The organism is Pseudonocardia adelaidensis (assembly GCF_039543345.1).
Taxonomy (GTDB): domain Bacteria; phylum Actinomycetota; class Actinomycetes; order Mycobacteriales; family Pseudonocardiaceae; genus Pseudonocardia; species Pseudonocardia adelaidensis.
On record NZ_BAABJO010000029.1, the window covers coordinates 73,550 to 98,924 of the forward strand.

Consider the following 25,375-nt stretch of genomic DNA (forward strand, 5'->3'; position numbering starts at 1 on the left):
AGCCACAGTGCTCTCGCCACCCCGGCGGATCATGTCTGAGGAGCTTGACAACCCACCCGCCCCACCGCGATTGTGAGCGCTAACAACGCCGTTCGACGGGAGAGAGCACCGTGGCCAGTCCGCACACCCCGCAGGGCGCCGTCACCGTCGGCATCGACTTCGGCACGCTGTCGGGTCGGGCGGTCGTCGTCCGCGTGTCGGACGGGGCGGAGCTGGCGAGCGCCGTGCACCCCTACCCGCACGGCGTCGTCGACCACACGCTGCCGGCCACCGGCGCGGCGCTGCCGCCGGACTGGGCCCTGCAGATCCCGGCCGACTGGATCGACGTGCTCAAGGTCGCCGTCCCGAAGGCCGTGGCCGCGGCGGGTGTCGACCCGCGGGACGTGATCGGCATCGCCACCGACTTCACCGCGTCCACCGTCATGCCCACGCTCACCGACGGCACCCCGCTGTGCGAGCTGCCCGAGTTCGCCGACCGCCCGCACGCGTACCCGAAGCTGTGGAAGCACCACGCCGCACAGGGCCAGGCCGACCGGATCAACAAGGTGGCCGAGGAGCGCGGTGAGCCGTGGCTCGCCCGCTACGGCGGCCGGATCTCCAGCGAGTGGGAGTTCGCCAAGGCGCTGCAGCTGCTCGAGGAGGACCCGGAGATCTACGCGCGCACCGAGCGCTGGGTCGAGGCGGCCGACTGGATCATCTGGCGCCTGTCCGGCACCTACGTCCGCAACGCGTGCGTCGTCGGCTACAAGGGCATCTACCAGGACGGGCACCACCCCGGCCCGGAGTACCTCGCCGCGCTGAACCCCGACTTCGCCGGCTTCGTCACCGACAAGCTGGAACACCCGATCGCCCAGCTCGGCGACCGCGCGGGCGGGCTCACCGCGGAGGCGGCGGCCTGGACGGGGCTCCCCGAGGGCATCGCCGTGGCGGTCGGCAACCTCGACGCCCACGCCACGGTGCCCGCGGCGCAGGCCCTCGACCCCGGCCAGATGGTCGCGATCATGGGCACGTCCACGTGCCACGTCATGGTCTCCGACCAGCTCGGCGAGGTACCCGGCATGTGCGGGGTCGTCGACGGCGGCGTCGTCACGGGGCTGTGGGGATACGAGGCCGGCCAGAGCGGCGTCGGCGACATCTTCGGCTGGTTCGTCGAGACGTCGGTGCCGCCCGCGTACCACCAGCGCGCCGCCGAGCGGGGCATCGACGTGCACGACCTCCTCACGGAGCTGGCCGCCGAGCAGGAGGTCGGCGAGCACGGGCTCGTCGCGCTGGACTGGCACTCCGGCAACCGCTCGGTGCTCGTCGACCACGAGCTCTCCGGCGTGATCGTCGGGCAGACGCTCGCCACCCGCCCCGAGCACACCTACCGCGCGCTCCTCGAGGCCACCGCCTTCGGCACCCGGACGATCATCGAATCCTTCGAGGCCTCCGGGGTGCCGGTGCGGGAGCTGGTGGTGGCGGGCGGGTTGCTGAAGAACAAGTTCCTCATGCAGCTCTACGCCGACGTCTGCGACATGCCGCTCTCCACGATCGTCTCCGAGCAGGGCCCCGCCCTCGGCGCCGCGATCCACGCCGCCGTCGCGGCCGGTGCGTACCCGGACGTGCGCACCGCCGCCGCCGCGATGGGCGGCGCCAACCGGGGCGCCTACACCCCGGACCCCGAGCGCGCCCGGGCCTACGACGCGCTCTACGCCGAGTACCGCCGCCTGCACGACTACTTCGGACGAGGAGAGAACGATGTACTGCACCGGTTGCGCGCGATCCGACGGGATGCGGTGAAGGGCAAGTGACCCACGGGATCCCCGAGCCCGCCAAGGCTGCCGTCGACGAGCTGCGCGAGCGCGTCGCCGCCCTGCACGCCGAGCTGGTGCGCTACGAGCTCGTCGTCTGGACGGCCGGCAACGTCTCCGCCCGCGTCCCCGGCCACGACCTCATGGTCATCAAGCCGAGCGGCGTCTCCTACGACGACCTGTCCGCCGACCGGATGGTCGTCTGCGACCTGCACGGCCGCCTCGTCGAGGGCGACTACTCCCCCTCCAGCGACACCGAGGCGCACGCCCACGTCTACCGGCACATGCCCGAGGTCGGCGGCGTCGTGCACACCCACTCCAACTACGCGAGCGCGTGGGCGGCGCTGGGCGAGCCGATCCCCTGCGTCCTGACGGCGATGGCCGACGAGTTCGGCGGCCCCATCCCGCTCGGGCCGTTCGCCCGCATCGGCGACGACGCGATCGGCCGCGGCATCGTCGAGACGCTGTCCGGCCACCGCTCCCGCGCAGTGATCATGAAGAACCACGGGGTGTTCTCGATCGGCCCGGACGCGAAGGCCGCGGTGAAGGCGGCCGTGATGTGCGAGGACGTCGCACGCTCGACGTTCATCGCCCGCCAGATGGGCCCGCTCGTACCGATCCCGCAGGACGACGTCGACGCGCTCTACGACCGCTACCAGAACGTCTACGGCCAGCAGGGGGGCTCCAAGTGACCGGTCAGGTGTGGTTCCTCACCGGGAGCCAGGGGCTCTACGGCGAGGAGACGCTGCAGCAGGTCGCGCAGCAGTCGCAGGAGATCGCCAAGGTCCTGGACGAGGCGCTGCCCGTCGACCTCACGTGGAAGCCGGTGCTCACCGACTCCGAGGGCATCCACCGCACGATGCTCGCGGCCAACGCCGACCCCGACTGCATCGGCGTGATCGCGTGGATGCACACGTTCTCGCCCGCGCGGATGTGGATCCACGGCCTCGACGCGCTGCGCAAGCCGCTGCTGCACCTGCACACGCAGGCCAACCAGGCGCTGCCGTGGTCGACGATCGACATGGACTTCATGAACCTGAACCAGGCCGCCCACGGCGACCGGGAGTTCGGGTACATCCAGGCCCGGCTCGGGGTGGTCCGCAAGATCGTGGCCGGGCACGTCTCGGACGCGGGCGTCCAGCGCAAGGTCGCGGCGTGGACGCGGGCGGCACGCGGCTGGGCCGAGGTCCGCTCCCTGAGGCTGGCCCGGTTCGGCGACACCATGCGCGACGTCGCCGTCACCGAAGGCGACCGCACCGAGGCGCAGTGGCGCTGGGGCGTCACCGTCAACGGCTACGCGGTCACCGACCTCGCCGACGCCGTGCACGCGAGCCTCGACGCCGAGGTCGACCGCCTGGTCGCGGAGTACGACGAGCGCTACGACGTCGCCGGTGAGCTGCGCCGCGGCGGCGAGCGGCACGAGTCGCTGCGCTACGGCGCCCGCATCGAGCTGGGCCTGCGCGCGCTGCTGGAGCAGACCGGCGCGAAGGCCTTCACCACCAACTTCGAGGACCTCGGCGCCCTGCGCCAGCTCCCGGGCCTCGCCGTGCAGCGGCTGATGGCCGAGGGGTACGGGTTCGCCGGCGAGGGCGACTGGAAGACCGCCACGCTGCTGCGCACCCTCAAGGTTGCGGCCGACGGCCTGCCCGGCGGCACCTCGTTCATGGAGGACTACACCTACCACCTCGGCCCGGGCACCCCGAAGGTGCTCGGCGCCCACATGCTGGAGGTCTGCCCGACGATCGCCGCCGCCACGCCGCGCGTCGAGATCCACCCGCTCGGCATCGGCAACCGCGAGGACCCGGTGCGCATGGTGTTCGACGCCGCACCGGGCGAGGGCCTCGTCGTCGGCATGTCGGACATGGGCGACCGGTTCCGCCTGGTGCTCAACGAGATCGACGTCGTGCCGGCCGATGAGCCGCTGCCGAGACTGCCCGTCGCCCGCGCGGTGTGGGAGCCGCGGCCCGACCTCGCGACCTCGGCGGAGACCTGGATCATGGCGGGCGGCCCGCACCACACCGTGCTCTCCACGGCCCTGTCCACGGAGGAGGTCGCCGACCTCGCCGAGTTCGCCCGCACCGAGCTCGTCGTGATCGACGGCGGCACCGAGGTGCGCCGGTTCCGGCAGGAGCTGCGGTGGAACCAGGCGTACTACCGTCTCGCGGGCGCCCTGTGAGATCGGCGCTGTAGACAGATGCCCATGGACGTCATGTGGCTGCGCAGCAGCGCGCTCGAGGTCGGCGTGATCACCTACGGCGCGCGGATCGTCTCGGTCCGCACGCCGGACCGGGACGGGACGTGGGGTGAGACCACCCTCGCCCTCGCCGACGTCGACGCCTACCGCAACGCCTCCGGCTACCTCGGCGCCTGCGTGGGCCGCTACGCCAACCGGATCGCGGGCGCCCGGTTCACGCTCGACGGCACCGAGTACCGGATCCGGCCGAACGAGGGGGAGAACGCCCTGCACGGCGGGCCGGACGGGTTCGACTCCTACGAGTGGTCGACCGACGGGCCGGACGGCTCCTCGGTGACGCTCCGGCACACCAGCCCCGACGGCGACAACGGCTTCCCCGGCACGCTCGCCGCGGCCGTCACCTACACCGTGACCGGCCCGGAGCTCTCCATCGAGCACACCGCCACCACGGACAAGCCGACCGTGGTGAACCTGACCAACCACACGTACTGGAACCTCGCGGGCGGCGGCAGCGCCGAGGACCACGAGGTGCAGCTGCACGCGGGCCACGTCCTGCCCGTGGACGGCGGGTCGCTGCCCACCGGCCCGCCGGTCCCGGTCGACGGCACGCCCCTGGATTTCCGCTCCCCGGTCCGCCTGGGTGCTCGCATCCGGGACGGTCACCCGCAGCTCGTCGCGGTGCACGGCCACGACCACAACTACGTGGTCGACGGCCCACGCGGCGAGCTGCGGGCCGCCGCGCGGGTCGTCGAGCCCCGCAGCGGGCGCACCCTGGAGCTGCGCACCGACCAGCCGGGCGTGCAGTTCTACACGGCCAACATGCTGAACGGCACGCTCGTGCTCCGCGACGGCACCACGGCCCGCCAGACCGATGCGTTCTGCCTGGAGGCCCAGGGCTTCCCGGACGCGCCGAACCACCCCGACTACCCGTCCACCGTCCTGCGCCCGGGCGAGGAGTACCGCTCCCGGATGGACTTCGCCTTCGGCACGGCGTAACCGCGACGGCCACGGCGGCGGACGGCGCGCCACGCTCGGGTGCCCGACCGCATCGTCCGGTGCGCCCTGGTCGTTCCTCCGGGTGTGAGCAGCGGGGATCGACGCCGGGCGCAGGCCGGGGTAGCGCGTCCACTATCGTTCACCCGATCGAGTGAGGGCAGTGCGGGGGGAACCGTGGAGCGTGGTGACCTGATCGCCGGGCGATACCGCCTGGAGGCCGAGGTCGGCCCCGGCGGGACGGGCGATGTGTGGCGTGCCACCGAGCAGGGGTCGAACGCCACGGTGGAGCTGAGGCGGGTGCGCCTGCCGCAGGCGGCGCCCGCGGAGCGGGAACGCGCCCGCGAGCGGTTGCGCGCCGAGGCCGGGATCGCCTCGCTGCTGGACCACCCGAACATCGCCCCGGTGCACGGGCTGGTGGAGCACGACGGCGAGTCGTGGCTCGTCACGCGGTACGTCGCGGCGCCGAACATGGCCGAGCTCACGGCGGCCGGCCCGATGTCCCCGCACCGGGCCGCCGCGATCGGCGCGCAGGCGGCCGGGGCGCTCGCCTTCGCGCACTCGCCTGCGCTCGGGATCGTGCACCGGGCCGTGGCACCGCGCAACGTCCTCGTCGGCGGGGGCGACCGCGTCACGCTCACCGGTTTCGGGTCCGGCGGGCCCGCCTCCCCGGGCGTCGAGGCGTACGTGGCCCCCGAGGTGGCGAACGGGCTCGAGCCCGGCCCGCAGGCGGACGTCTTCTCGCTCGGGGCCACGCTCTACGCGGTGGTGGAAGGGCGTCCGCCCTGGGGTGACGGCGACGCAGGGCAGACCCGCACGGCGGCGATGCGGGGGGTCGTGGACCCGCCGCGGCGGGCCGGGGCGCTCGGCCCCGTGCTGGCGCGCATGCTGGAGAGCAGGCCGCGCGAGCGGCCCACGGCGGCCGAGGCCGCCCAGCTGCTCGCGGAGGTGGCGCGCAGCTCGCCCGGCGAGGCGCGGGGCGAGGGCGCGGGCGGCCGGCGATGGCTGTGGGTCGCGGTCGCCGCGGTCGCCGCGGTGGTGGTCGTGGCGGCGGGGCTGGTGGTCTGGCCGCGCCTCGGGCCGGCGACGCTCGTCGCGAGCGGGCCCGCCCCCACGCTCGGCGAGCCCGCCACCGCCGATCCGTGTTCGCTGCTGCGTCCCGAGCCGTTCGAGCGGTTCGGCAAGCCCATCCTCGAGACCGACGGCGGCGGCTTCGAGCGCTGCGACGTGTACATCGAGTCCGGGCCGGACCGTTCCGTCGCGCGGCTGCAGCTCGCCGCGGCCAGCGAGGCGCCGCCGGAGGGCGTGCCCGAGGAGCGCGACGGACTGGTGGTCGTGCGGGGCGCCCCCGTCAACGGCGAGTGCCGCCGCACGCTGCGGCTGTCCGACGGCAACGACGTCCGCATCTCGGGCCAGCTCCTGCTGGGCGCTGCTCCCGACCCCTGTGCGGTCGCGGACGTCGCCACCGACGCCGCGCTCGCGGTGCTCGTCCGCGGCCCGGTACCCCGGCGCCCGGCGCCGTTCGACAGCCGGTCGCTGGCGATGGTCGACGCGTGCGGGCTGCTCGACCGGGCCGCCGTCGCGAAGGTGCCCGGCCTGGAGACCGTCGACGCCGACCCCGGTTACGCGGGGTGGTACTGCGACTGGGAGAACGTGGCCACCGGAGCGTCCATCGTGGTCACCTACGACCGCGACGAGGGGATCAAGCCGGAGGCCGGCCCCCGGATCAAGATCGCGGGGCGCGATGCCGCGGCCCGGCCGGACGACGACCGCGCCGGGTGCGACGTCACGATCCTGCACCGCCCCTACACCGAGCCGGGTGGGAAGCCGGGCGACGAGCTGTTGCTCGTGAAGGTCGACCACCCCGCACCGCTCCCGGACCCGTGTGCGCAGGCCGTCGCGATCGCCAAGGTCGCCGTGGACCACCTGCCCGCCGCGCCCTGACCGGCTCGCCCGGCACCGCCGATTGGACCTACAGCCTAGCGGCGCAATGGACCTCCTCGGAGGACCATTCTCGCGCAGGCTGTAGGCCATGACGATCCGAACCGAGACCCGCGGTGGCGCGCTCACCATGGGTGCGCTGGCGATGGCGAGCGTCGGTGGCAGCGTCGCCGTGTCCGGCGTGCTGGCCGACGCCCCGCTCTTCACCGTCCAGGCGATCCGCTACGCCGCGGCCTCGCTCCTGCTCCTCGCGCTGGCCCGCGTCGCCCGCGTGCCGCTGCGGGCGCCGCGCGGGGCCGAGTGGCTGTGGCTCGTCGGGGTGGCGGCGACCGGGCTCGTGCTGTTCAACGTGGCGCTGGTGCGCGGGTCCGAGCACGCCGAGCCTGCGGCGCTCGGCGTCGCGGTGGCGTGCGTGCCGGTGGTGCTCGCCCTCGTCGGCCCGGTGCTGGAGGGTGGGCGACCGGCGCGCGCCGCCGTGCTCGCCGCCGTGGTCGTCACGGCGGGCGCGGTGCTGGTGCAGAGCGGCGGTCGCACCGACCTCGCCGGGCTCGGGTGGGCGGCGACCGTGCTGGCGTGCGAGGTCGGGTTCACGCTCCTCGCGGTGCCGGTGCTGCGCCGGCACGGCCCGTGGGGCGTGTCGGTGCACACCTGCTGGATCGCCACGGTCCAGCTCGGCGTGCTGGCCGTCGTCACGGAGGGCCCGGCCGCGGCCGCGACACTGCGGGCGGCCCACGTCGCCGCGATCGCGTACCTGGCGGTGGTCCTCACCGCGATCGCCTTCATCCTCTGGTACTCGGCGGTCGGGCGGCTGGGCACCGCGCTCGCGGGCCTGCTGACCGGCGTCGCGCCCGTCGCCGCGGCCACGGTGGGCGTACTGCTCGGCGCGGGCGTGCCCGGTGCGGCGGTGTGGGCGGGCACGGCGCTGGTCGTCACGGGGCTGGTGCTGGGGGTGCGGGCACGGCCGGCCGGTCACCCGGCGCCCCGGGAGAACGTGGAGCTCCTCGCGGATCGGCCCGCGGGAGCCTGACCGCCCCGATGGACGTCCGTCGCCGGTGGACCGACGATGGACCCCCCGCACGGCGGATGGAGGGGGCTTCGATGGGGCGAGAGGTCGAGCACAGGGAGTTCAGCCGGGAGGACCGGCGGCGGTTCCGCGACAAGACCCGCCGGTGCCTCGACGCGCTGGCCCAGATGCTGCGCGAGTCGCAGTTCGACTTCGACCGCCCGCTCACCGGGATGGAGATCGAGCTCAACATCGTCGACCGGCGCGGCGAGCCGGCGAACGTCAACGAGAAGGTGCTGGGCCTGGTGGCCGACGGGGCGTTCCAGACCGAGATGGGCCAGTTCAACATCGAGATCAACGTGCCGCCGCGCGAGATCGGCGGCACCGGGCTCGTCTCGTTCGAGGAGACCGTCCGGGCGAGCCTGAACGCCGCGGACGAACGCGCCCGCTCCGGCGACGCGCAGCTGGTGATGATCGGGATCCTCCCGACGCTCATGCCCCGCCACGTGAGCATCGAGTCGATGAGCGCGAACCCCCGCTACGCCCTGCTCAACGACCAGATCTTCACCGCGCGGGGCGAGGACATGGCCCTCGACATCCAGGGCGTCGAGCAGCTCCGCACCTACACCGACTCGATCACCCCCGAGGCCGCCTGCACGAGCTTCCAGCTGCACCTGCAGGTCAGCCCCGCGGAGTTCGCGCAGTACTGGAACGCGGCGCAGGCGATCGCGGGCGTGCAGCTCGCGCTCGCCGCGAACTCGCCGTACCTGTTCGGCACGGAGCTGTGGCGCGAGACCCGGATCCCGCTCTTCGAACAGGCCACCGACACCCGGCCCGAGGAGCTGAAGGAGCAGGGTGTCCGGCCGCGCGTGTGGTTCGGGGAGCGCTGGATCACCTCGGTGTTCGACCTGTTCGAGGAGAACACCCGGTACTTCCCCGCGCTGCTGCCGATCTGCGAGGGCACCGACCCCTTCGAGGAGCTCGGGCGCGGCGAGGTGCCGTCGCTCGACGAGCTCTCCCTGCACAACGGCACGATCTACCGCTGGAACCGGCCGGTCTACGCCGTCGTCGCCGGGCGGCCGCACCTGCGTGTGGAGAACCGGGTGCTGCCCGCCGGGCCGACGGTCGTGGACGCGATGGCCAACGCGGCGTTCTACTACGGGCTGGTCCGCACGCTCGCCGAGCACGAGCGGCCGGTGTGGTCGCAGATGTCGTTCTCCGCCGCCGAGGAGAACTTCCACAGCGGCGCCCGCGACGGGCTCGACGCCACGCTCTACTGGCCGAACATCGGGCCGGTGCCCGCCTCCGAGCTCGTGCTGCGCAGGCTGCTGCCGCTGGCGCACGCCGGGCTGGACGCGTGGGGCGCCGACCCGGGCGTGCGGGACCGGCTGCTCGGCATCGTCGAGGCGCGCTGCGTCGCCGGCACGAACGGGGCGGGCTGGCAGGTCGACACCGTGCGCGCGCTCGGCGGGGACCGGGTGGCGGGGCTGCACGAGATGCTGCGGCGCTACGTCGAGAACATGCACGCGAACGAGCCGGTGCACACCTGGGGGCGACCGGGCTGACCCCGTCCGAGGCCCCGCCCCAGGAACGCCAGCATGGTGGCCATGCTGCCGTGTTACGCCAGTATGGGCACCATGCTGGCGTCCGGGCCTACTCGTAGACGAACTTCTGCGGGCCCGGGTAGACCCACGACAACGCGTCGCGCAGGCCGTCGCGCCAGTTCTCCCAGTTGTGGCCGTCGCGCGTCTCCACGAAGCGCACCGCCGCGCCCGTGGACTCGAAGGTGTGCACGATCGACCTGTTGTAGGTGATCAGCGGCTCGTACACGCCGCAGCTGACGAAGACGCGATCGGCCACGCGGCGGGGGCGGGCGCGATAGCGGTTCACGAACTTCACCACCGGGTCGAAGACGGGGCCGCCGCCGTGGTCGGCTCCGCCGATGTCGGTGAAGACGAACGAGCCGGACATCAGCACGAGCGACCCGTAGACGTCCGGCGCCCGGTACGCCGCGGAGAGCGAGGCGACCGCGCCGAAGCTGGAGCCGAGCAGGCAGCGCCCGGAGCTCTGCCCGACGAGCGGCAGCTCGGCCTCCAGCCGGGGCACCAGCTCCCGGGTGAGGAAGCGGGCGTGCGCGGCCGAGTCCGCGTACTCGGAGAGCCGGTCGTGCGGCTGGACGAACGCGACCACGGTCTCGGCGACGTCGAGGCGGTGCATCAGGTTGTCCAGCACGGTCTTCGCCGCGGCGTACTGCAGGAAATCGTCCCCGTCGTGCACGACCAGGAGCGGGTAGGCGACCGTCCGCCGGAACCGCGCCGGCAGGTACAGCGCCACCCGGCTGTCGCGGCGCAGCGCGGGGCTCTGCACCACCAGCTCGGTCAGCTCCCCCGGCCGGGCGTCGGGGTCGGGTTCGGTCCAGTCCGGGGTGGCGTAGCCGTGCGCGAAGCACACCGACGAAGTGCCCACCGGGCTGTAGGACAGCTTCGGGTTGAGCGGGTCGTTGCCGCGCTCGACGTGCTCGCCACGGCGGACCTCGACCTGGTAGTTGATCCGCGACCCCACCGGGAGCTCCAGCACCAGGTACCACAGGTCGGTGCCCCACAGCCTGCGCAGCGGCAGCAGCTCCGGCAGCCCCACGATCCGCTGCACGAGGAAGACCTCGTCGGCCTCGCCGCGCCAGAGGAACGTGCAGCGGTCCCCCTCGACGATCGGCACCTCGTGCCGGGCGAGGAACCGGTCGACCGCGGCGGCGTCGGGCCTGCGCTCCTTGAGCCGGTTGATCGCGAGGCGCGTCATGCCGTTGCCCCGATCCGGCCGTCCGGCCCGATCACCCGCGCGTCGGGCGGCAGCACCCTGCTCTCGCCGAGGTCGAGCCGCACGCCGTCGTCGAGCACCACGCACCGGGCCGGGGCGGCCCGGGCCGCCAGCTCGGCGAGGCGCCCCGGGTCGTCGGTGCGCAGGCGCCTGCGCGCGTGCGGGAGCAGGACGCAGCCGGGGATCCACCCGGTGCCGGCGTCGAGGAACTCCGGGTGCGCCGGGCCGTGCGGGACCCGGTCGTGGAACAGCAGCACCCGCTCCGTCAGCGCCATCGCCCCCGCCGACCACGCGATCACCACGGGCGGGGCGCCGACCCGGAACAGGCGCAGCACGTGCAACACGACCCCCACGTGCCCGCCCGCGACGACCAGTGCGCCCGCCCCGGTCAGCACCCGGCCCACCTCGGCGCGGTGTTCGGCGGCCGCGAGCCGCTCCCCCGGCCGCCACCGCGCCTCGAACGCGTCCCGCGCGTTCCGCACGCGCGCCAGGTGCCGCCCGTCGAGGAACCGGACCGCCCCCTCCATGTCGGTCCGCGCCGCGTCCCGGATCTCGGCCCGGCTCCCGCCGTAGCGCCCCACCTCGCGCAGGCCCCGCAGCGCGCCGTCGAGCTGCACGAGGTACAGCTCCTGCAACTCGCGAAGCGCGGCGCGGTGCTCCCGCTCGGCGGCCGCGTACTCCGGGTCCCTCGCCAGCACGTCCTGCCAGCGCACGTGCAGGCGCAGGTTGACGCTGCGGCCCCCGAGCAGCCCGTCGAGCTCGGCGTCGTCGGGTTCGCGCTCCCGCCAGCCCGCCGTCACGGTGGCGACCGGCCCGGGCAGGTCCAGCGTGCGCACCACGGCGTCCAGCGTCGGCCGGCGCTGCGGCCCGAGAACGATCACCTTCATGAAGCGTGGACGTGCACCGTGCGCCCGACGTCGTCGAGCATCCCGCGCAGGATGTCGTAGTCGGGGTGGCGCATCCGCACGTACGCGTTCGCCCAGTAGCCCGCCTCGACGGGCTGCGTCGGGGTGCCGGGCGGCGGCAGGTGCGCGTCGATCACCCACTCCCCCACCCGTCCCTGCGCCTCGTCGACCCCCGAGTAGCCGCTGATGTGCCCGTCCCGGTCGGGGCGCAGCGCCACGATCCCGGTGGCGAACCGCCGCGACGGCCGGGTCGCGATGTGCCCGTGGACCACCGCGTTCGCCCACTCCCGGTAGATGTCGAGGTCGTTGCCCGCCGAGTAGAGGTCCCACGCCCCGACGCCCGGCGGCCGGCACCCGATCTCGGAGAACCGCAGCCCCTTGGGCCCGAAGAACCACTCCATGTGCGTGGCGCTCGTACCGATCCCGAGCGCGGCGTTCACCCGCGCGCCCAGGTCCCGCAGCTCCCGGTAGTCGGGTGCGGTGTCCACCCGGTTCGTCGAGACGAACTGCGGCGAGATCCACCGGGTGCGCATCGCCTCGAGGACGTTCGGGTAGTAGTGCGAGACGAAGTCGAGCGCGGCGGTCCCATCGACCGACACCGTGTCGTAGAAGCCCTCGTGGCCCTCGACGAACTCCTCCACCGCGATCGACTCGACGCCCTGGCCGCCGAACCGGCCGAGTGCCGCGTCGAGCCCGGCGCGGTCGTCGACGCGCGTGGTGTCGAGGGCGCCCGCCCCGGTGCGCGGCTTGAGGATGATCGGGTAGCCGACGGCGTCGACGAACGCGTGCACCTCGTCGGCGCTCGTGACGGCGGCGGAGGCGGCCGTGGGTACGCCGGCGGCGCGCAACGCCTCCTTCATCGACGGCTTGTCCCGGCAGAGCCATGCCGTGCGCACCGAGGTGCCGGGGATCGTGCAGCTCGCCCGGGCCTGCGCGGCGGCGAGGGTGTGCGCCTCGATCGTCGCCTCCAGCCGGTCGACCCACACCTCGTCCTGGACCCACCGCACCGCGTCGGTCAGCACACCGGCGTCCACCACGGTGGGCACCTGGTGGTAGTGCGCCATCCAGCCCTTCAGCTCGTCGTCCACCTGGTCGGCACGGCGCTCCCCCACGCCGATCACCGTGGCCCCCACCTCGGCCAGCGCGCGCACGAAATGGCGCTGCGTCGGCGGGAACGCCGGCTCGACGTGGACCACGTTCACCCCAGGGAGGGTAGCTTCCGGCGGATGGCGGTCGCTGCCTTCGTCGCACCGTTCCTCATGCCGGCCACCGTCCGGTTCGTCGCCGCGGCGGCACGGATCCCGGACGTGCGGCTCGGGGTGATCACCACCGTGCCCGCAGAACACGTGCCGCCCGAGCTCGCCCGGCACCTGGCGGCGCACTGGCGGGTGGACGACCCGCTCGACCCGCACCAGATCGTCGAGGCCGCGAAGGGGCTGTCCGGGCAGATCGGGCGGGTGGAGCGGCTCGTCGGTGCGCTGGAGCAGCTGCAGGTGCCGCTCGCGTACGCGCGGGAGGCCCTCGGGATCCCCGGGATGGACGTCGAGACCGCGTACAACGTGCGCGACAAGGCCCGGATGAAGCAGGTGCTGCGCGCCGCGGGCGTCCCGTGCGCCCGCCACCAGCTCGCCACCGACGCGGCCGAGGCGCTCGCGTTCGCCGACGCGGTGGGGTTCCCGCTCGTCGCGAAGCCACCGGCGGGCGCCGGGGCGCAGGCCACCTACCGGCTCGACGACGCCGAGGCACTGCGCAGCTGGCTCGCCGCCACGCCGCCCCGGGAGGACGCGCCCGGGCTGCTCGAGGAGTTCCTGGCCGGGGACGAGCACACGTTCGACAGCGTGACGCTCGGGGGCCGGACGGTCTGGGCGTCGGTGGCCGACTACGTGCCACCGCCGCTGGACGTGCTGCGCAACCCGTGGATCCAGTGGACGGTGCTGCTGCCCCGCGAGCTGGACGACCCGCGCTACGCCGGGATCGCCGCCGTCGGGCCGGCCGCGCTGCGCGCGCTCGGGGTGCGCGACGCCCTGACCCACATGGAGTGGTTCCGCCGTCCCGACGGCTCGGTGGCGGTGTCCGAGGTGGCCGCCCGGCCGCCCGGTGCCCAGCTCTCGTCGATGCTGGGCTACGTCCACGACGTCGACTTCCACTGCCTGTGGACCGAGCTCGTGATCCTGGACCGCTTCGACCCGCCCGAGCGCAGGTTCGCCGCCGGCACCGCCTACCTGAGGGGCCGGGGACGGGGGCGGGTCCGTGCCGTGCACGGCGTCGACGAGCTGCAACGGCAGATCGGGCACCTCGTCGTCGAGGCGCGGCTGCCCGAGCCGGGGCAACCGGCGTCGTCGGGCTACGAGGGCGAGGGGTACGTGACCGTCCGCCACCCCGACACGGAGGTGGTGCGCGACGCCCTGCGGCGGATCGTCGACGGGGTCCGGGTGGAGCTGGTGGAGGTGCAATGACCGGACCGACGACGACCGTCGTGATGCTCTCCCCCGGCTTCCCCGCCGAGATGGCCTTCTTCACCCGGGCGCTGGCGTCGTCCGGGGCACGCGTGATCGGGGTCGGCGACCAGCCGCCGTCGGCGCTGCCCGGCGCGGCCCGCGACGCGCTGGCGCACTACGAGCACGTCTCGCTCGCCGACGAGGCCGCGGTGTTCGCAGCGCTGCACGGGCTCGCCCGGCACGTGCGGTTCGACGGGGTCGAGTGCCTGTGGGAGCCGTACATGATCCTTGCGGCGCGGATCCGCGACGCGTTCGGGCTGCCGGGCATGACGGTGGAGCAGACCGTGCCCTTCCGCGACAAGGAACGGATGAAGCGGGTGCTCGACGCGGCCGGCGTCCGCACCCCGCGGCACGTCAGCACGTCGACGGTGGCCGGGGTGTGGGAGGCGGCAGAGCGCATCGGCTACCCGCTCATCGTCAAGCCGATCGCGGGCGCGGGCTCGGCCGACACGTACCGCATCGACTCGTCCGGCGAGCTCGCCGAGGTGCTGCCGCTGCTGCGGCACGTGCCCGAGGTGAGCGTCGAGGAGTTCGTCGACGGCGAGGAGTTCACCTTCGACACCGTCTGCGCCGACGGGAAGATCCTCTTCGAGAACGTCATGTGGTACCGCCCGCGCCCGCTGCAGATGCGGATGCACGAGTGGATCAGCCCGGCGTCGATCGCCCTGCGCGACCTGTCCGCATCCGACCTGCAACCCGGGCGCGAGATGGGCACCCAGGTGCTCGCCGCGCTCGGCTTCCGCACCGGGTTCACGCACATGGAGTGGTACCGCACCGCGTCCGGCGAGGCGGTGTTCGGTGAGATCGCCGCGCGCCCGCCCGGCGCCCGGGTGGTCGACCTGATGAACTACGCCACCGACGGCGACCTCTACGCGGGCTGGGCGGAGGCAGTGCTGCACGGCAGGCTGCGCACCCCGCTGCACCAGCGCTACAACGCCGGCTCGATCTTCAAGCGCGCCCACGGCGCCGGGCGGATCACGCACATCGAGGGGCTCGACGCGCTGCGCGCCGCCTACGGCGAGGACATCGTGCTCGTCGACCTGCTCCCCGTCGGCGCCCCGCGCCGCGACTGGCGCGCGACGCTCATCAGCGACGGCTGGATCGTCGTCCGCCACCACGAGCTGCAGCGGGTGATCGAGATGACCGAACGGTTCGCCTCCGACCTGCAGATCTACGCGTCCTGACGCTCCTGCTCGACGTGGTGTCCCGAGGGCAGCAGGAGCCGCCGAGGTGGCGGCCTGAGCCGCAGCCCGGGCCCCGGCGCTACGCCGGCTGCGTGGCCGCCTTCGTGTCCCGCACCCACAGCCCGACGAGCCCGCGGAAGTGCGCGACGAACCGCTCGTGCTCCTCGGGAGGGTAGGTGGAGCGGACGGTCTCGACGAGCAGCGCGTCGAAGTCGGGGCTGTCGACCCACTCCAGCACGACGTCCCCGATGTGGCCCATCCTGCTCTCGCAGAAGTCGAAGTAGCGGTCGGTGTCGAAGTACTCGTCGGCGAGCTTGCGGTAGGCCGCGAGCTTCTCGCGATAGGTCAGGTCCTCGCGGTCGGCGATCGCGAAGTAGCTCGCCATGCTCAGGTCGAGGCGCGGTCTGCGTTCGGTCACCACGGAGAACACCGACCACCGCACGAGAGCGGTCATCGCCCACGGGAAGTAGTAGTGCAGCGATGTCAGCGCGACGTCCGGGCAGGCGTTCGCGTAGTCGATCGGGTGCACCTGCGTGCCGGAGACCAGGTTCTCGCAGGAGTTGAACTCCCACCGGAAGAACGCGTTGATCAAGCGCGAGATCGTGACGACCTCGTCGCCGATCTCCGGGCCGAGGAACTCGTGGTCCACCGCGTAGCGGTCGTGCATGGGCAGCTCGGGGCGGAACTTCATCACCATCGTCTCCGCGCCGATCGAGAGCGACCGGGCGAAAACGTCGTAGCCCTCCACCGCCTTCTGCAGGTGCATCAGCCGCTGCCCGGAGGCGTCGTAGGCCGCGCGCAGGGTGTCCCGGTCGGTGATGCGGGTGACGCCGACCCAGGCCCCGCCGTCGTAGGGCTTCATGAACAACGGGTAGCCCATGCGGTCGGCGATGGCCTCGAGGTCGAAGGGCTGGTTGTACCGGGAGGCGGTGTAGGCGAACTTGGCGTGGTCGGGCGGGTCCTTGAAGGGCACGAGCACGGTGTCGGGCACCTTGAGCCCGAGCCGCATCATCGCGCAGTACGCGGCGTGCTTCTCCATGGACTGGAACGTGAACGGGCTGTTGAGCAGGTAGACGTCGTCCATCAACGCGATCTTCTTGAGCCACTCGCGCGGGACGTAGTACCAGTAGGCGAGCCGGTCGATGACGAGGTCGTACCGGGGCCTGGCCCGCAGGTCGAACGGCTCGATGGTGATCCGCTCGACGTCGAAGCCGTGCTCCTCGCCTGCCCCGGCGCGGATCGGGCCCATCCTGCGCACGATCGTCTCGAAGGCGGTGGGCCAGTCCTCCTCGGTGCCGAGCAGCAGCCCGATCAGATGTCGGTCCATGGCCCTCCCCCTTCGCTCAGGTCAGACGGTGCAGGTGGTGCGCGAGCTGGCGGCGCCACCACGGCCAGTCGTGGGCCACGTCGTGCCCCCACACGTCCAGCTCGTGCGGGATGCCCTTCTCCGCGAGCAGGCCGGCCAACCGCCGGGTGCTCGCCTCCGCGCCGGTGGTGTCCTCCCACATCCCCTGCCCGACGACCAGGACGAGGTGCACCTGCCCCCGCAGCCACTGCAGGCGGTCGCCGTGCAGCCCGCCGACGTAGTCGATCGGGTTGTGGAAGTAGAACGCGTCGCCCCGCTCACCCCACCCGTACAGGCCGCTCATGTCGTAGTTGCCCGAGAGGCAGAGGGCCTGGGGGAAGACGTGGCCGCGGCGCAGCGTGGTGTTCGCGGCGTGGAAGGCACCCATGCTGGGTCCGGTGGTGAGGATCGGGAGCGGGCCACCGCAGTCCTCGTGGATCCAGGGCGCCACCTGGTCGACGACCCAGGACTCGTACGCGTCGTGGCGCCGGGCGCGCTCCTCGAGGGGGATCTCGCGGTCCGACCAGGACCGGGAGTCGTAGCTGTCCACGCAGTAGAGCTTGACGCGGCCGGCGTCGATCAGGTCGGCGACCGCGTCGACCATGCCGTGCGCCTCGAGGTCGCCCGCCCGGCCCGCCTCGGCGGGGAACGCCAGCACGGGACGCCCCCAGTGGCCGTACGCGATGACTGTGCCGGAGGAGCCGATCGCAGGCGACCACAGGTCGATGCTGCGCCGCCTCACCCTTCGGGATCGTAGCCACGATCGGGGCTTCGCGGAGCCGCTCCGGCCGGCGGCCCCAGCCGGTCCGGCACTCCGGTGGCAGGGGGCGGGTTCCCGTGCTCGAATGGGACGGCTCGGCACCCGAGGCACGGCAGGTGAGCCATGACCGGATCGACCGCCCAGGACAGCCGCACCTTCGTCGTCGTCGGCGCGAGCCTCGCGGGCGCGAAGGCGGCGGAGACGCTGCGCGAGGAGGGGTTCACCGGGCGGGTGGTCCTCGTCGGCGAGGAGCCCGAACCCCCGTACGAGCGACCGCCGTTGTCGAAGGGCTACCTGCTGGGCAGCGACGAGCGCGACACGGCGTTCGTGCACGACCGCACGTGGTACGACAAGCAGAACATCGAGCTGCGCACCGGGGTCCGGGCCGAGTCGCTCGACCCCGTGGCGCACACCGTCACGCTCTCGACCGGGGAGCAGCTGGGATACGACGAGCTGCTGCTCACCACGGGCTCGGTGGTCCGCACGCTGCCGGTGCCGGGCGCCGACCTCGAGGGGGTCCACTACCTGCGCCGCATCGAGCACTCGGACGCGTTGCGGGGCGTGCTCGTCGAGGGCGCGCGCGTGGTCGTCGTCGGGGGTGGCTGGATCGGCCTGGAGGTCGCGGCCGCGGCCCGCACGCACGGCGCCGCCGTCACGCTCGTCGAGCTCGACACGCTGCCCCTGCGCCGGGTGCTCGGCGACGAGGTCGCGCAGGTGTTCGCCGACCTGCACGCCGAGCACGGGGTGGACCTGCGCCTGGGCACCGGCGTGCGCGAGATCGTCGGCTCGGGTGGCCGGGTGGCGTCGGTGACGCTCGACGACGGCTCGTCGGTGCCCGCCGACGTGGTCGTCGTCGGTGTCGGCATCACCCCGGCCGTCGAGCTGGCGCAGGCCGCCGGGCTCGCGGTCGACGACGGGGTGCTCGTCGACGCGGCACTGCGCACCTCCGACCCGGACGTCTACGCCGCGGGCGACGTGGCGAACGTCGAGAGCCCGCTGCTCGGGCGCCGGATCCGGGTCGAGCACTGGCAGAACGCGCTCGACGGCGGCCCGGCCGCCGCCCGCTCGATGCTCGGCCAGGACGTCGGGTACGACCGCGTGCCCTACTTCTTCACCGACCAGTACGACCTCGGCATGGAGTACACCGGCCACGCCGAGCCGGGGCAGTACGACCAGGTGGTGTTCCGCGGCGACGTCTCGGGCCGCGAGTTCATCGCCTTCTGGCTCGCGGACGGCCGCGTGCTGGCCGGGATGAACGTCAACGTCTGGGACGTCACCGAGGACATCGAGCGACTCGTCCGCTCCGGCGCGCAGGTCGACCCGGCCCGGCTGGCCGACCCCGGGGTCCCCCTCGCGGAGCTCTGACGCGGCATCGCAGCTCATTCGCCGGCGATCAGCGCGCGGGCGTGCCCGCGGGCCGGCCCGGACAGCCGGTCCCCGAGGTCCGCGAAGAGCCCGGCGGCCGCCACCCCGTTCCACCCCCGCGGGAGCACCGCGAGCGGGAGGCCGGGGTCGGCGTACGGCAGCTCCCGCCAGTCGGTGACCAGCGCGACGTAGTCGGCGAAGGCCCGTTCCGGGTCCGGACGGCGCCGTCGCGCCCAGCGCGCCCGCACGGGGCCGTGCCGGTCGAGGAACGCCGCGTACCGGCCGCACAGGGCGTCGAGGTCCCACCACTCGCGCACCTGCGCAGGCCGCCCGCCGAGCCGGTCACCGAGATGATCACAGCGGAAGAGCTGCACGTAGCCGTCCAGGCCCAGCCGGCCCAGGGCGTCCGCCGCCTCGCCCGCGACGTGGCCCGGCGCGATCCACACCCCGGGCGCCACCGTGCCGAACCCGAGGCGGGCGAGCCTGCTGCGCAACAGGTGGCGCTTGTCACGCTCGGACTCCGGCACGGAGAACACCACCAGCACCCAGCCGTCCGCCGCGGTGGCGCGCCGCCGGCCGAAGATCCGCGCGTCGCCGTCGTCGAGGATCTGCCGCGCGGCAGGCGTGAGCGCGTAGCCCGCGCTGCCCGCCCTGCGTTCGGCGGCCAGCAGCCCGCGGCGCTTGAGCCGGGATATCGACGAGCGCACTGCCGGTTCCTCCACCCCGAGCCCAGCGAGGAGCCGCACCAGCGCCGCCACGGACAGCCAGCCGCCGCCCTCGCGGGCGTACAGCCCGTAGAGCGTGACGATCAGCTGCCGGGGTTGGGCTGTCGCGCCGGCTGGGTTCGTGACGGCGGTCACGTCAACACCATACGCCTGCAGGCGCGCTACATTGCGGAGTGTTGACTCTCGTCAGCAAAGCGCCATACTCGGACGCGGGAGGTTCCGCCATGGCCAGCGCCCACACGGACCCGTTCTGCCGCGATCACCTGCCGCCCCGAGACCAGTGGCCCGAGCTCACCTTCGAGCTGCCGGAGCTGCAGTACCCGGAGCAGCTCAACGCCGCGCGCGAGCTGCTCGCCGGGCCGCCCGGCGAGCGCCCCTGCGTGCGGGGGTCCGGCATCGCGTGGACCTACGGCGAGGTGCGCCACCGTGCCGCCCAGGTGGCCGCCGTGCTCACCGAGGACCTCGGGCTGGTGCCGGGCAACCGGGTGCTCCTGCGCGGGCCGAACGAGCCGTGGCAGGTGGCCTGCTGGCTCGGGGTGCTGCTGGCCGGCGGCGTCGCGGTCGCCACGATGCCGATGTTGCGGCGCACCGAGCTCGACACGATCTGCGAGCTCGCGCGGCCGTCGCTCGCGCTCGTCCACCACCGTTTCGTCGACGACGTGCCACCGGAACTGCGCACCCTCACGTACGGGGGCGATGGCGACCTCGCCGGCAGGTGCGAGGCGCACGACGGCGGCTTCACGCCGGTGGACACGGCCGCCGACGACGTGGCGCTGCTGGCCTTCACCTCCGGCACCACCGGCCGCCCGAAGGCCACCATGCACTTCCACCGCGACGTGCTCGCGATCGCCGACACCTTCTCCCGGCACGTGGTGCGGATCCGGCCGTCCGACGTCGTGACCGGCACCCCGCCGATCGCGTTCACGTTCGGGCTCGGCGGGCTGGTGGTCTTCCCGCTCCGCGCCGGGGCCTCCATGCTGCTGCTGGAGCGCGTCACCCCGCCCCAGCTCGCCGACGCCGTGGCCGAGCACGGCGCCACCGTGCTCTTCACCGCACCCACCGCGTACCGGGCGATCCTCGCGGCCGGCAAGGCCGACCGGCTGGCCGGCATGCGGCGGCTGGTCTCGGCGGGCGAGACGCTGCCCGCCGCGGTGTGGCACGCGATGCACGAGGCCACCGGCCTGCGGATCATCGACGGCATCGGGTCCACCGAGATGCTGCACGTGTTCATCTCCGCCGCCGACGACGACATCCGCCCCGGCACCACGGGCCGCGCGGTGCCCGGCTACCGCGCCGCCGTGCTCGACGACGACGGCCGGCCGGTGCCGGACGGCACCCCGGGCAACCTCGCCGTGAAGGGGCCGACCGGCTGCCGCTACCTCGACGGCGACCGGCAGGGCAACTACGTGCGCCACGGCTGGAACTTCACCGGCGACACCTACGTCCGCGACACCGACGGCTACTTCACCTACCTCGCACGCAGCGACGACATGATCGTCTCGTCCGGCTACAACATCTCCGGGCCGGAGGTGGAGCAGGCGCTGCTGGGGCATCCGGACGTCGTGGACTGCGCGGTGGTGGCCACGCCCGACGAGGAGCGCGGCGCGCTCGTCACGGCGTACGTCGTGCTCCGCGAGGGCGGCGTGCGCGACGCGGCGGCGCTGCAGGACCACGTGAAGCAGACGATCGCGCCCTACAAGTACCCGCGCATCGTGCGGTTCGTCGCCGAGCTCCCCCGCACGAGCACGGGCAAGCTGCAACGCTTCGTACTGCGGGAGCAGGCGGCCGGACGGGAGAGCGCCTGACGCGAGAGGGGGTCACCTGCGGACCCGGAATCGCGGGTGGAGGACGCGGTCACCCTGGAGCGGGCCGAAGTAGCGCTTGCCCCTGTCGAACACCACCGGCACCACGTCGAGCGCGACCTCGTCGACGAGCCCGGCCGCGAAGATCTGCCCGCCGACGTCGCCCGCAGCGATCGAGACGGTGCGGTCACCGGCGAGTTCCCGGGCGAGGCGCACGGCATCGGTCACGTCGTCGACGAAGTGGAACGGCGCAGTGGGATCCCGGCGCTCGGGTGCCGGCCGGTGGGAGACCACCACGCAGTGGTCTCCGGCGGGCGCCTTGCCTCCCGAGCCGCCGGTCATGGCGAAGACGTGCCGGCCGACGACCAGTGCGCCGATCGCGTCGAGCATCGGCCGGTAGTAGTCGCGGGACTGCGCGCTGACGAGCGGGCCGTTCTCGTACAGCGTTGTGTCGCCGGCGCCCGACCGATCGAACAGCGGCCCCACCCGGTCGTCCTCGGTGGCGACGAACCCGTCGACGGACACGATCGTCTGCATGACCACCTTGTAGAAGATCGCACCTGCGATCACTCGGGCGGCAGCAACCCGACGTCCAGGGCGTTGTCGGGATGCTCGGCCGCGAAACGGCGACGCAGCTCGAGGTACTCCGTGGGCGTGGGCCCGGTGAAGCGCCGCAGCTCGCGGTTGACGTGGGCTGGTCGTGGGACGACGTGACGCAGGCGATCGCGCGCTACGGATGAGCGACCTCCGCCATACCGAGGGACAGCACACCCGAGCGCCGCGGGCGAACCCCGCGAGCAGCCGACCGATGACTTTCGACAGGCGCGCGAGTCAGCACTGTCGACGCCCCGTCCGAGCAAGGGATCAAGCATGACCAGCACCCACGAGAACCGCAGGACCCAGCACGAGGAGCCGGCTGCGTCCGCCGTGCCCCCGATCGTCGACAGGGCGGCCTGGCAGGCCGCCCGCGACGAGCTACTGGTGCGCGAGAAGGCGCACACCCGAGAGGGCGATGCGATCGCCGCGGCCCGCCGCCGGCTCCCGATGACGGAGGTCGACGCAACCATCACGGTGGTCGGACCGGAGGGGCCGACCACCCTCCTCGACCTGTTCGACGGGCGCGAGGAGCTCGTCGTCTACAAGCACATGTGGCACCTGGGCGAGCCCTTCGAGAACCAGTGCGAGGGCTGCACCCTGACCTACTTCGCCGTGCAGAACCCGGCCTACCTCCACGCGCGGGGCGTCTCGTTCGCCGTGTTCGCCAAGGCGCCTCATCCCGAGCTCGCGCCGTTCGTCGACTTCATGGGCTACCCCCACCACTGGTACTCCGTGGCCGACGTCGACGACGACATCGTGAGCGGCGACGACTTCGGGACGTGGGTGTGCTTCCTGCGCGATGGCGACCGGGTGTTCCTCACGAACACCGTCACCGGCAGGGGTGCCGAGGCGACGATGCCCGCGCTCGCCCTCCTCGACATGACCGCCCGCGGCCGCATGGAGGCCTGGCAGGACTACCCCGAGGGCTGGCCCGAAGGCAAGAACCCCGGCTGGTTCTGGCGCAGCCACGAAGACGGCGCCGGGAACAACTGGACCGGCGGGCGGCCCACCGTTCAGTGGACCCGTCCCGGCGCCGGAGCGGTGACGGCCGAGCCCCACCGTCACCACTGACGCCAGCGGTGCGGCCGCAAGCCGCACCGGCCGGCGCCGGCGAAGATCGCAACTGGCGGTTGTCCGCGGCTGTCGCCACAGCCGTGGACAACCGATACGGCGGATCAGGGTGCAACACCCGATGCAGGCGAACGCACTCCACGAGCAACCGACCGTCCGGCGAGAACAACCACACGATCAGCAGCGGCGCCGACCCAACCACAGCGATGGGGGTCCGGGGGCGAAGCCCTCCGGCCGGGGGTCTGGGGGCCGGGCCCCCAGAAGGCACCCGACACCCGATGCCGGCAAGCGCACTCCACGAGCAACCGACCGTCCGGCGAGAACAACCACACGATCAGCAGCGGCGCCGACCCAACCACAGCGATGGGGGTCCGGGGGCGAAGCCCTCCGGCCGGGGGTCTGGGGGCCGGGCCCCCAGAAGGCACCCGACACCCGATGCCGGCGAGCGCACTCCGTGAGCACACCTCCCCCATCGGGTGAGGCATGCGACCGCGGACCGGCTGCGCTGACGGTCCGCGGCCGCGGCTCGGGGGACGGCCCGCTGGAGGCGCCCGGCACCCGGCGGGGGTGTGGTGATCGCCGGGGCGGGGTCCGGGCGCGGGCGGGCATGCCCGACGCCGGACGGCCTACGAGGCCGCCGGGCTGCGCTGTGCGTCGTAGGAGCGGCGGGCCATGTCGGCGATCCCGTGGATCACGCACGGCCAGGGGGTGGTGGGCAGGCCGGTGCCTCCCTTGGTGCAGGTGCGGCAGCGGCCGGCGCGGTCGGGGACGTGCTGCGCGAGCAGCCGCTGCCACACCTCCACCATCGGTGCCAGCTCGTCGGCGACGCGCTGCTGCTCCGGCATGCCGTCGCTGGGGTCGACGGGGCTGCTGTTGCGGCCCGCGGGCAGGGGGCCCGGTGCCTCGGCCGGACGGTATGGCGCACCCGCGCCGTGAACGGTGACCCCCGCGCGATCGAGCCCGACACCGCCCGTGCGCGCCGAGCCGTGGCTCGCCCCCCAGGAGTAACTCATGGCGCTCCCCCGTTCCACCGGCCGCGCACACCCGGCCGGGTGGCGCTTGTCGCACTGATCGTGGCCCTCCTAACTTGCATCCGCAAGTGCCAGTGCATGAGCATCTGCACGTGCAACTCGCATTGACAGAGAACTACGAGACCGTGCAGTGGCGCAAGAGCACGGCGAGCAACCCCAGTGGAAACTGCGTCGAACTGGCAGTACTCGCAGGTGGGAACGTCGCGCTGCGCAACTCACGCTTCCCGGCGGGCCCGGTGCTCGTCGGCACCCGGGCCGCGGTGGCGGCCTTCGTGCTGGCCGCGAGGAGTGGGGAGCTGGACGACCTCGCCTGCTGAACGCGCATCTGCGCACGCTTGCCGTACGTGCCGATGCACGGCAGAGTGAGTGTGCTCACTACAGTGCGCACGCGAACGCACCCAAGCCACACTCCCGGGGGAACCTGATGATCGTCGTGCCCGACGACGCGGAGTCCGGGTCATTCGACCAGTCCACCCTCGACCGTGCCGGCGCCGGCGCGCCGAAGGGAGCCCCCACGGGCCCCACCGTGCTCCGCATCGGGCTCGGTGGGGCGCTGCGGCGCAAGCGTGAGGCCGCGGGTGTCACCCGCGAGCGCGCGGGCGAGGCGATCCGCGCCTCGCCCGCCAAGATCAGCAGGCTCGAGCTGGGGCGGGTCGGGTTCAAGGAACGCGACGTCGCCGACCTGCTCACCTGCTACGGCGTGCGGGACGCCGCGGAGCGGGCGCAGTTCCTCGACCTGGCCCGCCAGGCCAACACCCCCGGCTGGTGGCACCGGTACTCCGACCTGCTGCCGAGCTGGTTCGAGACCTACCTCGGGCTCGAGCAGGCCTCGTCGGTGATCCGGAACTACGAGCTCCAGTTCGTGCCCGGGCTGTTGCAGACCCGCGACTACGCCCGTGCCGTCACGATGCTCGGCCACACCGACCCGGTGGAGGTCGAGCGGCGCGTCGAGCTGAGGATGCTGCGTCAGAAGCTGCTCACCGGCCCGAACGCGCCCACCCTGTGGGCCGTGGTCGACGAGGCTGCCCTGCGCCGCTCGCTGATGGGCCCCGAGCAGAGCCGCGCGCAGCTCACGCACCTGATCGAGATGAACGAGCTGCCCAACATCTCCCTGCAGGTGGCGCCGTTCTCCTACGGCGGCCACGCCGCGGCCGGCGGCCCGTTCGCGATCCTGCGGTTCGCCGAGCCGGACCTCCCCGACATCGTCTACCTGGAGCAGCTCACCAGCGCGCTCTACCTGGACAAGCGTTCCGACGTGGAGCACTACGCCGCGGTGATGGACCGCCTGTGCGCGCAGGTGGAGCAGCCGGACCGCACCGAGGAGATCCTCACCAGGATCCGCGCGGAGATCTAGGGC

General features: G+C 73.3%; 22 protein-coding genes. 14 read left to right on the forward strand and 8 right to left on the reverse strand.

Annotated features, from left to right (window positions below; translation table 11 throughout):
• The first annotated feature begins 110 nt into the window (after positions 1-110).
• The 7 genes from araB to ABEA81_RS30885 all read left to right on the forward strand — a co-directional run bounded on the left by araB (position 111) and on the right by ABEA81_RS30885 (position 9,486).
• Entirely contained in the window at positions 111-1,790 is a 1,680-nt protein-coding gene (araB, locus tag ABEA81_RS30855; RefSeq protein WP_345609883.1) for a ribulokinase, read from the forward strand.
• Positions 1,787-2,482 carry an L-ribulose-5-phosphate 4-epimerase gene (locus tag ABEA81_RS30860; protein ID WP_345609884.1) on the forward strand — a complete coding sequence of 232 codons (696 nt, stop codon included), beginning with the start codon at positions 1,787-1,789 and terminating at the stop codon, positions 2,480-2,482. The genes araB and ABEA81_RS30860 overlap by 4 nt, the downstream gene beginning before the upstream one ends.
• Positions 2,479-3,966 carry an L-arabinose isomerase gene (gene araA, locus ABEA81_RS30865; protein ID WP_345609885.1) on the forward strand — a complete coding sequence of 496 codons (1,488 nt, stop codon included), beginning with the start codon at positions 2,479-2,481 and terminating at the stop codon, positions 3,964-3,966. The genes ABEA81_RS30860 and araA overlap by 4 nt, the downstream gene beginning before the upstream one ends.
• 24 nt (positions 3,967-3,990) lie before the next feature.
• Positions 3,991-4,980: an aldose epimerase family protein gene (locus ABEA81_RS30870; protein ID WP_345609886.1), complete on the forward strand. Its 990-nt coding sequence runs from the start codon at positions 3,991-3,993 to the stop codon at positions 4,978-4,980.
• Positions 4,981-5,154: 174 nt separating this feature from the next.
• Complete coding sequence (locus ABEA81_RS30875; protein ID WP_345609888.1) at positions 5,155-6,921, forward strand: protein kinase domain-containing protein; 1,767 nt, start codon at positions 5,155-5,157, stop codon at positions 6,919-6,921.
• An 88-nt stretch (positions 6,922-7,009) separates the two neighbouring features.
• On the forward strand, positions 7,010-7,945 hold the full coding sequence (locus ABEA81_RS30880; RefSeq protein WP_345609889.1) for a DMT family transporter: 936 nt from the start codon (positions 7,010-7,012) through the stop codon (positions 7,943-7,945).
• A 71-nt stretch (positions 7,946-8,016) separates the two neighbouring features.
• Positions 8,017-9,486 carry a glutamate--cysteine ligase gene (locus tag ABEA81_RS30885; RefSeq protein ID WP_345609890.1) on the forward strand — a complete coding sequence of 490 codons (1,470 nt, stop codon included), beginning with the start codon at positions 8,017-8,019 and terminating at the stop codon, positions 9,484-9,486.
• Between the two features lie 88 nt (positions 9,487-9,574).
• On the opposite strand, the gene ABEA81_RS30890 is transcribed toward ABEA81_RS30885, so the two are convergent.
• From ABEA81_RS30890 to ABEA81_RS30900, 3 genes are read right to left on the reverse strand one after another with little or no spacing between them, the layout of a single operon-like run.
• On the reverse strand, positions 9,575-10,717 hold the full coding sequence (locus tag ABEA81_RS30890) for an alpha/beta hydrolase (RefSeq protein WP_345609891.1): 1,143 nt from the start codon (positions 10,715-10,717) through the stop codon (positions 9,575-9,577).
• Positions 10,714-11,622 carry a hypothetical protein gene (locus ABEA81_RS30895; RefSeq protein WP_345609892.1) on the reverse strand — a complete coding sequence of 303 codons (909 nt, stop codon included), beginning with the start codon at positions 11,620-11,622 and terminating at the stop codon, positions 10,714-10,716. Before ABEA81_RS30895 ends, ABEA81_RS30890 begins: the two co-directional genes overlap by 4 nt.
• Positions 11,619-12,842, reverse strand: a complete 1,224-nt coding sequence (locus ABEA81_RS30900; protein ID WP_345609893.1) for an ATP-grasp domain-containing protein — start codon at positions 12,840-12,842, stop codon at positions 11,619-11,621. Before ABEA81_RS30900 ends, ABEA81_RS30895 begins: the two co-directional genes overlap by 4 nt.
• Before the next feature lie 24 nt (positions 12,843-12,866).
• On the opposite strand from ABEA81_RS30900, the gene ABEA81_RS30905 reads away from it, so the two are divergent.
• Together ABEA81_RS30905 and ABEA81_RS30910 are read left to right on the forward strand one after the other, a co-directional pair.
• Positions 12,867-14,096, forward strand: a complete 1,230-nt coding sequence (locus tag ABEA81_RS30905) for an ATP-grasp domain-containing protein (protein WP_345609894.1) — start codon at positions 12,867-12,869, stop codon at positions 14,094-14,096.
• On the forward strand, positions 14,093-15,322 hold the full coding sequence (locus ABEA81_RS30910) for an ATP-grasp domain-containing protein (protein ID WP_345609896.1): 1,230 nt from the start codon (positions 14,093-14,095) through the stop codon (positions 15,320-15,322). Before ABEA81_RS30905 ends, ABEA81_RS30910 begins: the two co-directional genes overlap by 4 nt.
• Before the next feature lie 79 nt (positions 15,323-15,401).
• On the opposite strand, the gene ABEA81_RS30915 is transcribed toward ABEA81_RS30910, so the two are convergent.
• Positions 15,402-16,649 carry an ATP-grasp domain-containing protein gene (locus ABEA81_RS30915; RefSeq protein ID WP_345609897.1) on the reverse strand — a complete coding sequence of 416 codons (1,248 nt, stop codon included), beginning with the start codon at positions 16,647-16,649 and terminating at the stop codon, positions 15,402-15,404.
• A gap of 16 nt (positions 16,650-16,665) precedes the next feature.
• Complete coding sequence (locus ABEA81_RS30920) at positions 16,666-17,409, reverse strand: esterase family protein (protein WP_345609898.1); 744 nt, start codon at positions 17,407-17,409, stop codon at positions 16,666-16,668.
• A 141-nt stretch (positions 17,410-17,550) separates the two neighbouring features.
• Between ABEA81_RS30920 and ABEA81_RS30925 the strand changes: the two genes are divergently transcribed.
• Positions 17,551-18,792, forward strand: coding sequence for an NAD(P)/FAD-dependent oxidoreductase (locus ABEA81_RS30925; protein WP_345609900.1), 1,242 nt, complete (start codon positions 17,551-17,553; stop codon positions 18,790-18,792).
• A gap of 14 nt (positions 18,793-18,806) precedes the next feature.
• Here the strand turns inward: ABEA81_RS30925 and ABEA81_RS30930 are convergent, their stop codons facing one another.
• A complete protein-coding gene (locus tag ABEA81_RS30930; protein ID WP_345609902.1) occupies positions 18,807-19,652 on the reverse strand; it encodes a PaaX family transcriptional regulator in 846 nt (281 codons plus the stop codon).
• A gap of 89 nt (positions 19,653-19,741) precedes the next feature.
• On the opposite strand from ABEA81_RS30930, the gene ABEA81_RS30935 reads away from it, so the two are divergent.
• Complete coding sequence (locus tag ABEA81_RS30935; protein ID WP_345609904.1) at positions 19,742-21,322, forward strand: AMP-binding protein; 1,581 nt, start codon at positions 19,742-19,744, stop codon at positions 21,320-21,322.
• A gap of 12 nt (positions 21,323-21,334) precedes the next feature.
• Here the strand turns inward: ABEA81_RS30935 and ABEA81_RS30940 are convergent, their stop codons facing one another.
• Entirely contained in the window at positions 21,335-21,856 is a 522-nt protein-coding gene (locus tag ABEA81_RS30940; protein WP_345609954.1) for a dihydrofolate reductase family protein, read from the reverse strand.
• Positions 21,857-22,189: 333 nt separating this feature from the next.
• On the opposite strand from ABEA81_RS30940, the gene ABEA81_RS30945 reads away from it, so the two are divergent.
• Positions 22,190-22,987 (forward strand): DUF899 family protein, encoded by a 798-nt coding sequence (locus ABEA81_RS30945; protein WP_345609906.1) that lies wholly within the window; start codon positions 22,190-22,192, stop codon positions 22,985-22,987.
• A 626-nt stretch (positions 22,988-23,613) separates the two neighbouring features.
• On the opposite strand, the gene ABEA81_RS30950 is transcribed toward ABEA81_RS30945, so the two are convergent.
• Positions 23,614-24,000 (reverse strand): hypothetical protein, encoded by a 387-nt coding sequence (locus ABEA81_RS30950; protein ID WP_345609908.1) that lies wholly within the window; start codon positions 23,998-24,000, stop codon positions 23,614-23,616.
• A gap of 110 nt (positions 24,001-24,110) precedes the next feature.
• On the opposite strand from ABEA81_RS30950, the gene ABEA81_RS30955 reads away from it, so the two are divergent.
• Together ABEA81_RS30955 and ABEA81_RS30960 are read left to right on the forward strand one after the other, a co-directional pair.
• Positions 24,111-24,335, forward strand: coding sequence for a DUF397 domain-containing protein (locus ABEA81_RS30955; RefSeq protein WP_345609911.1), 225 nt, complete (start codon positions 24,111-24,113; stop codon positions 24,333-24,335).
• Between the two features lie 107 nt (positions 24,336-24,442).
• On the forward strand, positions 24,443-25,372 hold the full coding sequence (locus tag ABEA81_RS30960) for a helix-turn-helix domain-containing protein (protein ID WP_345609913.1): 930 nt from the start codon (positions 24,443-24,445) through the stop codon (positions 25,370-25,372).
• Positions 25,373-25,375 lie beyond the last annotated feature (3 nt).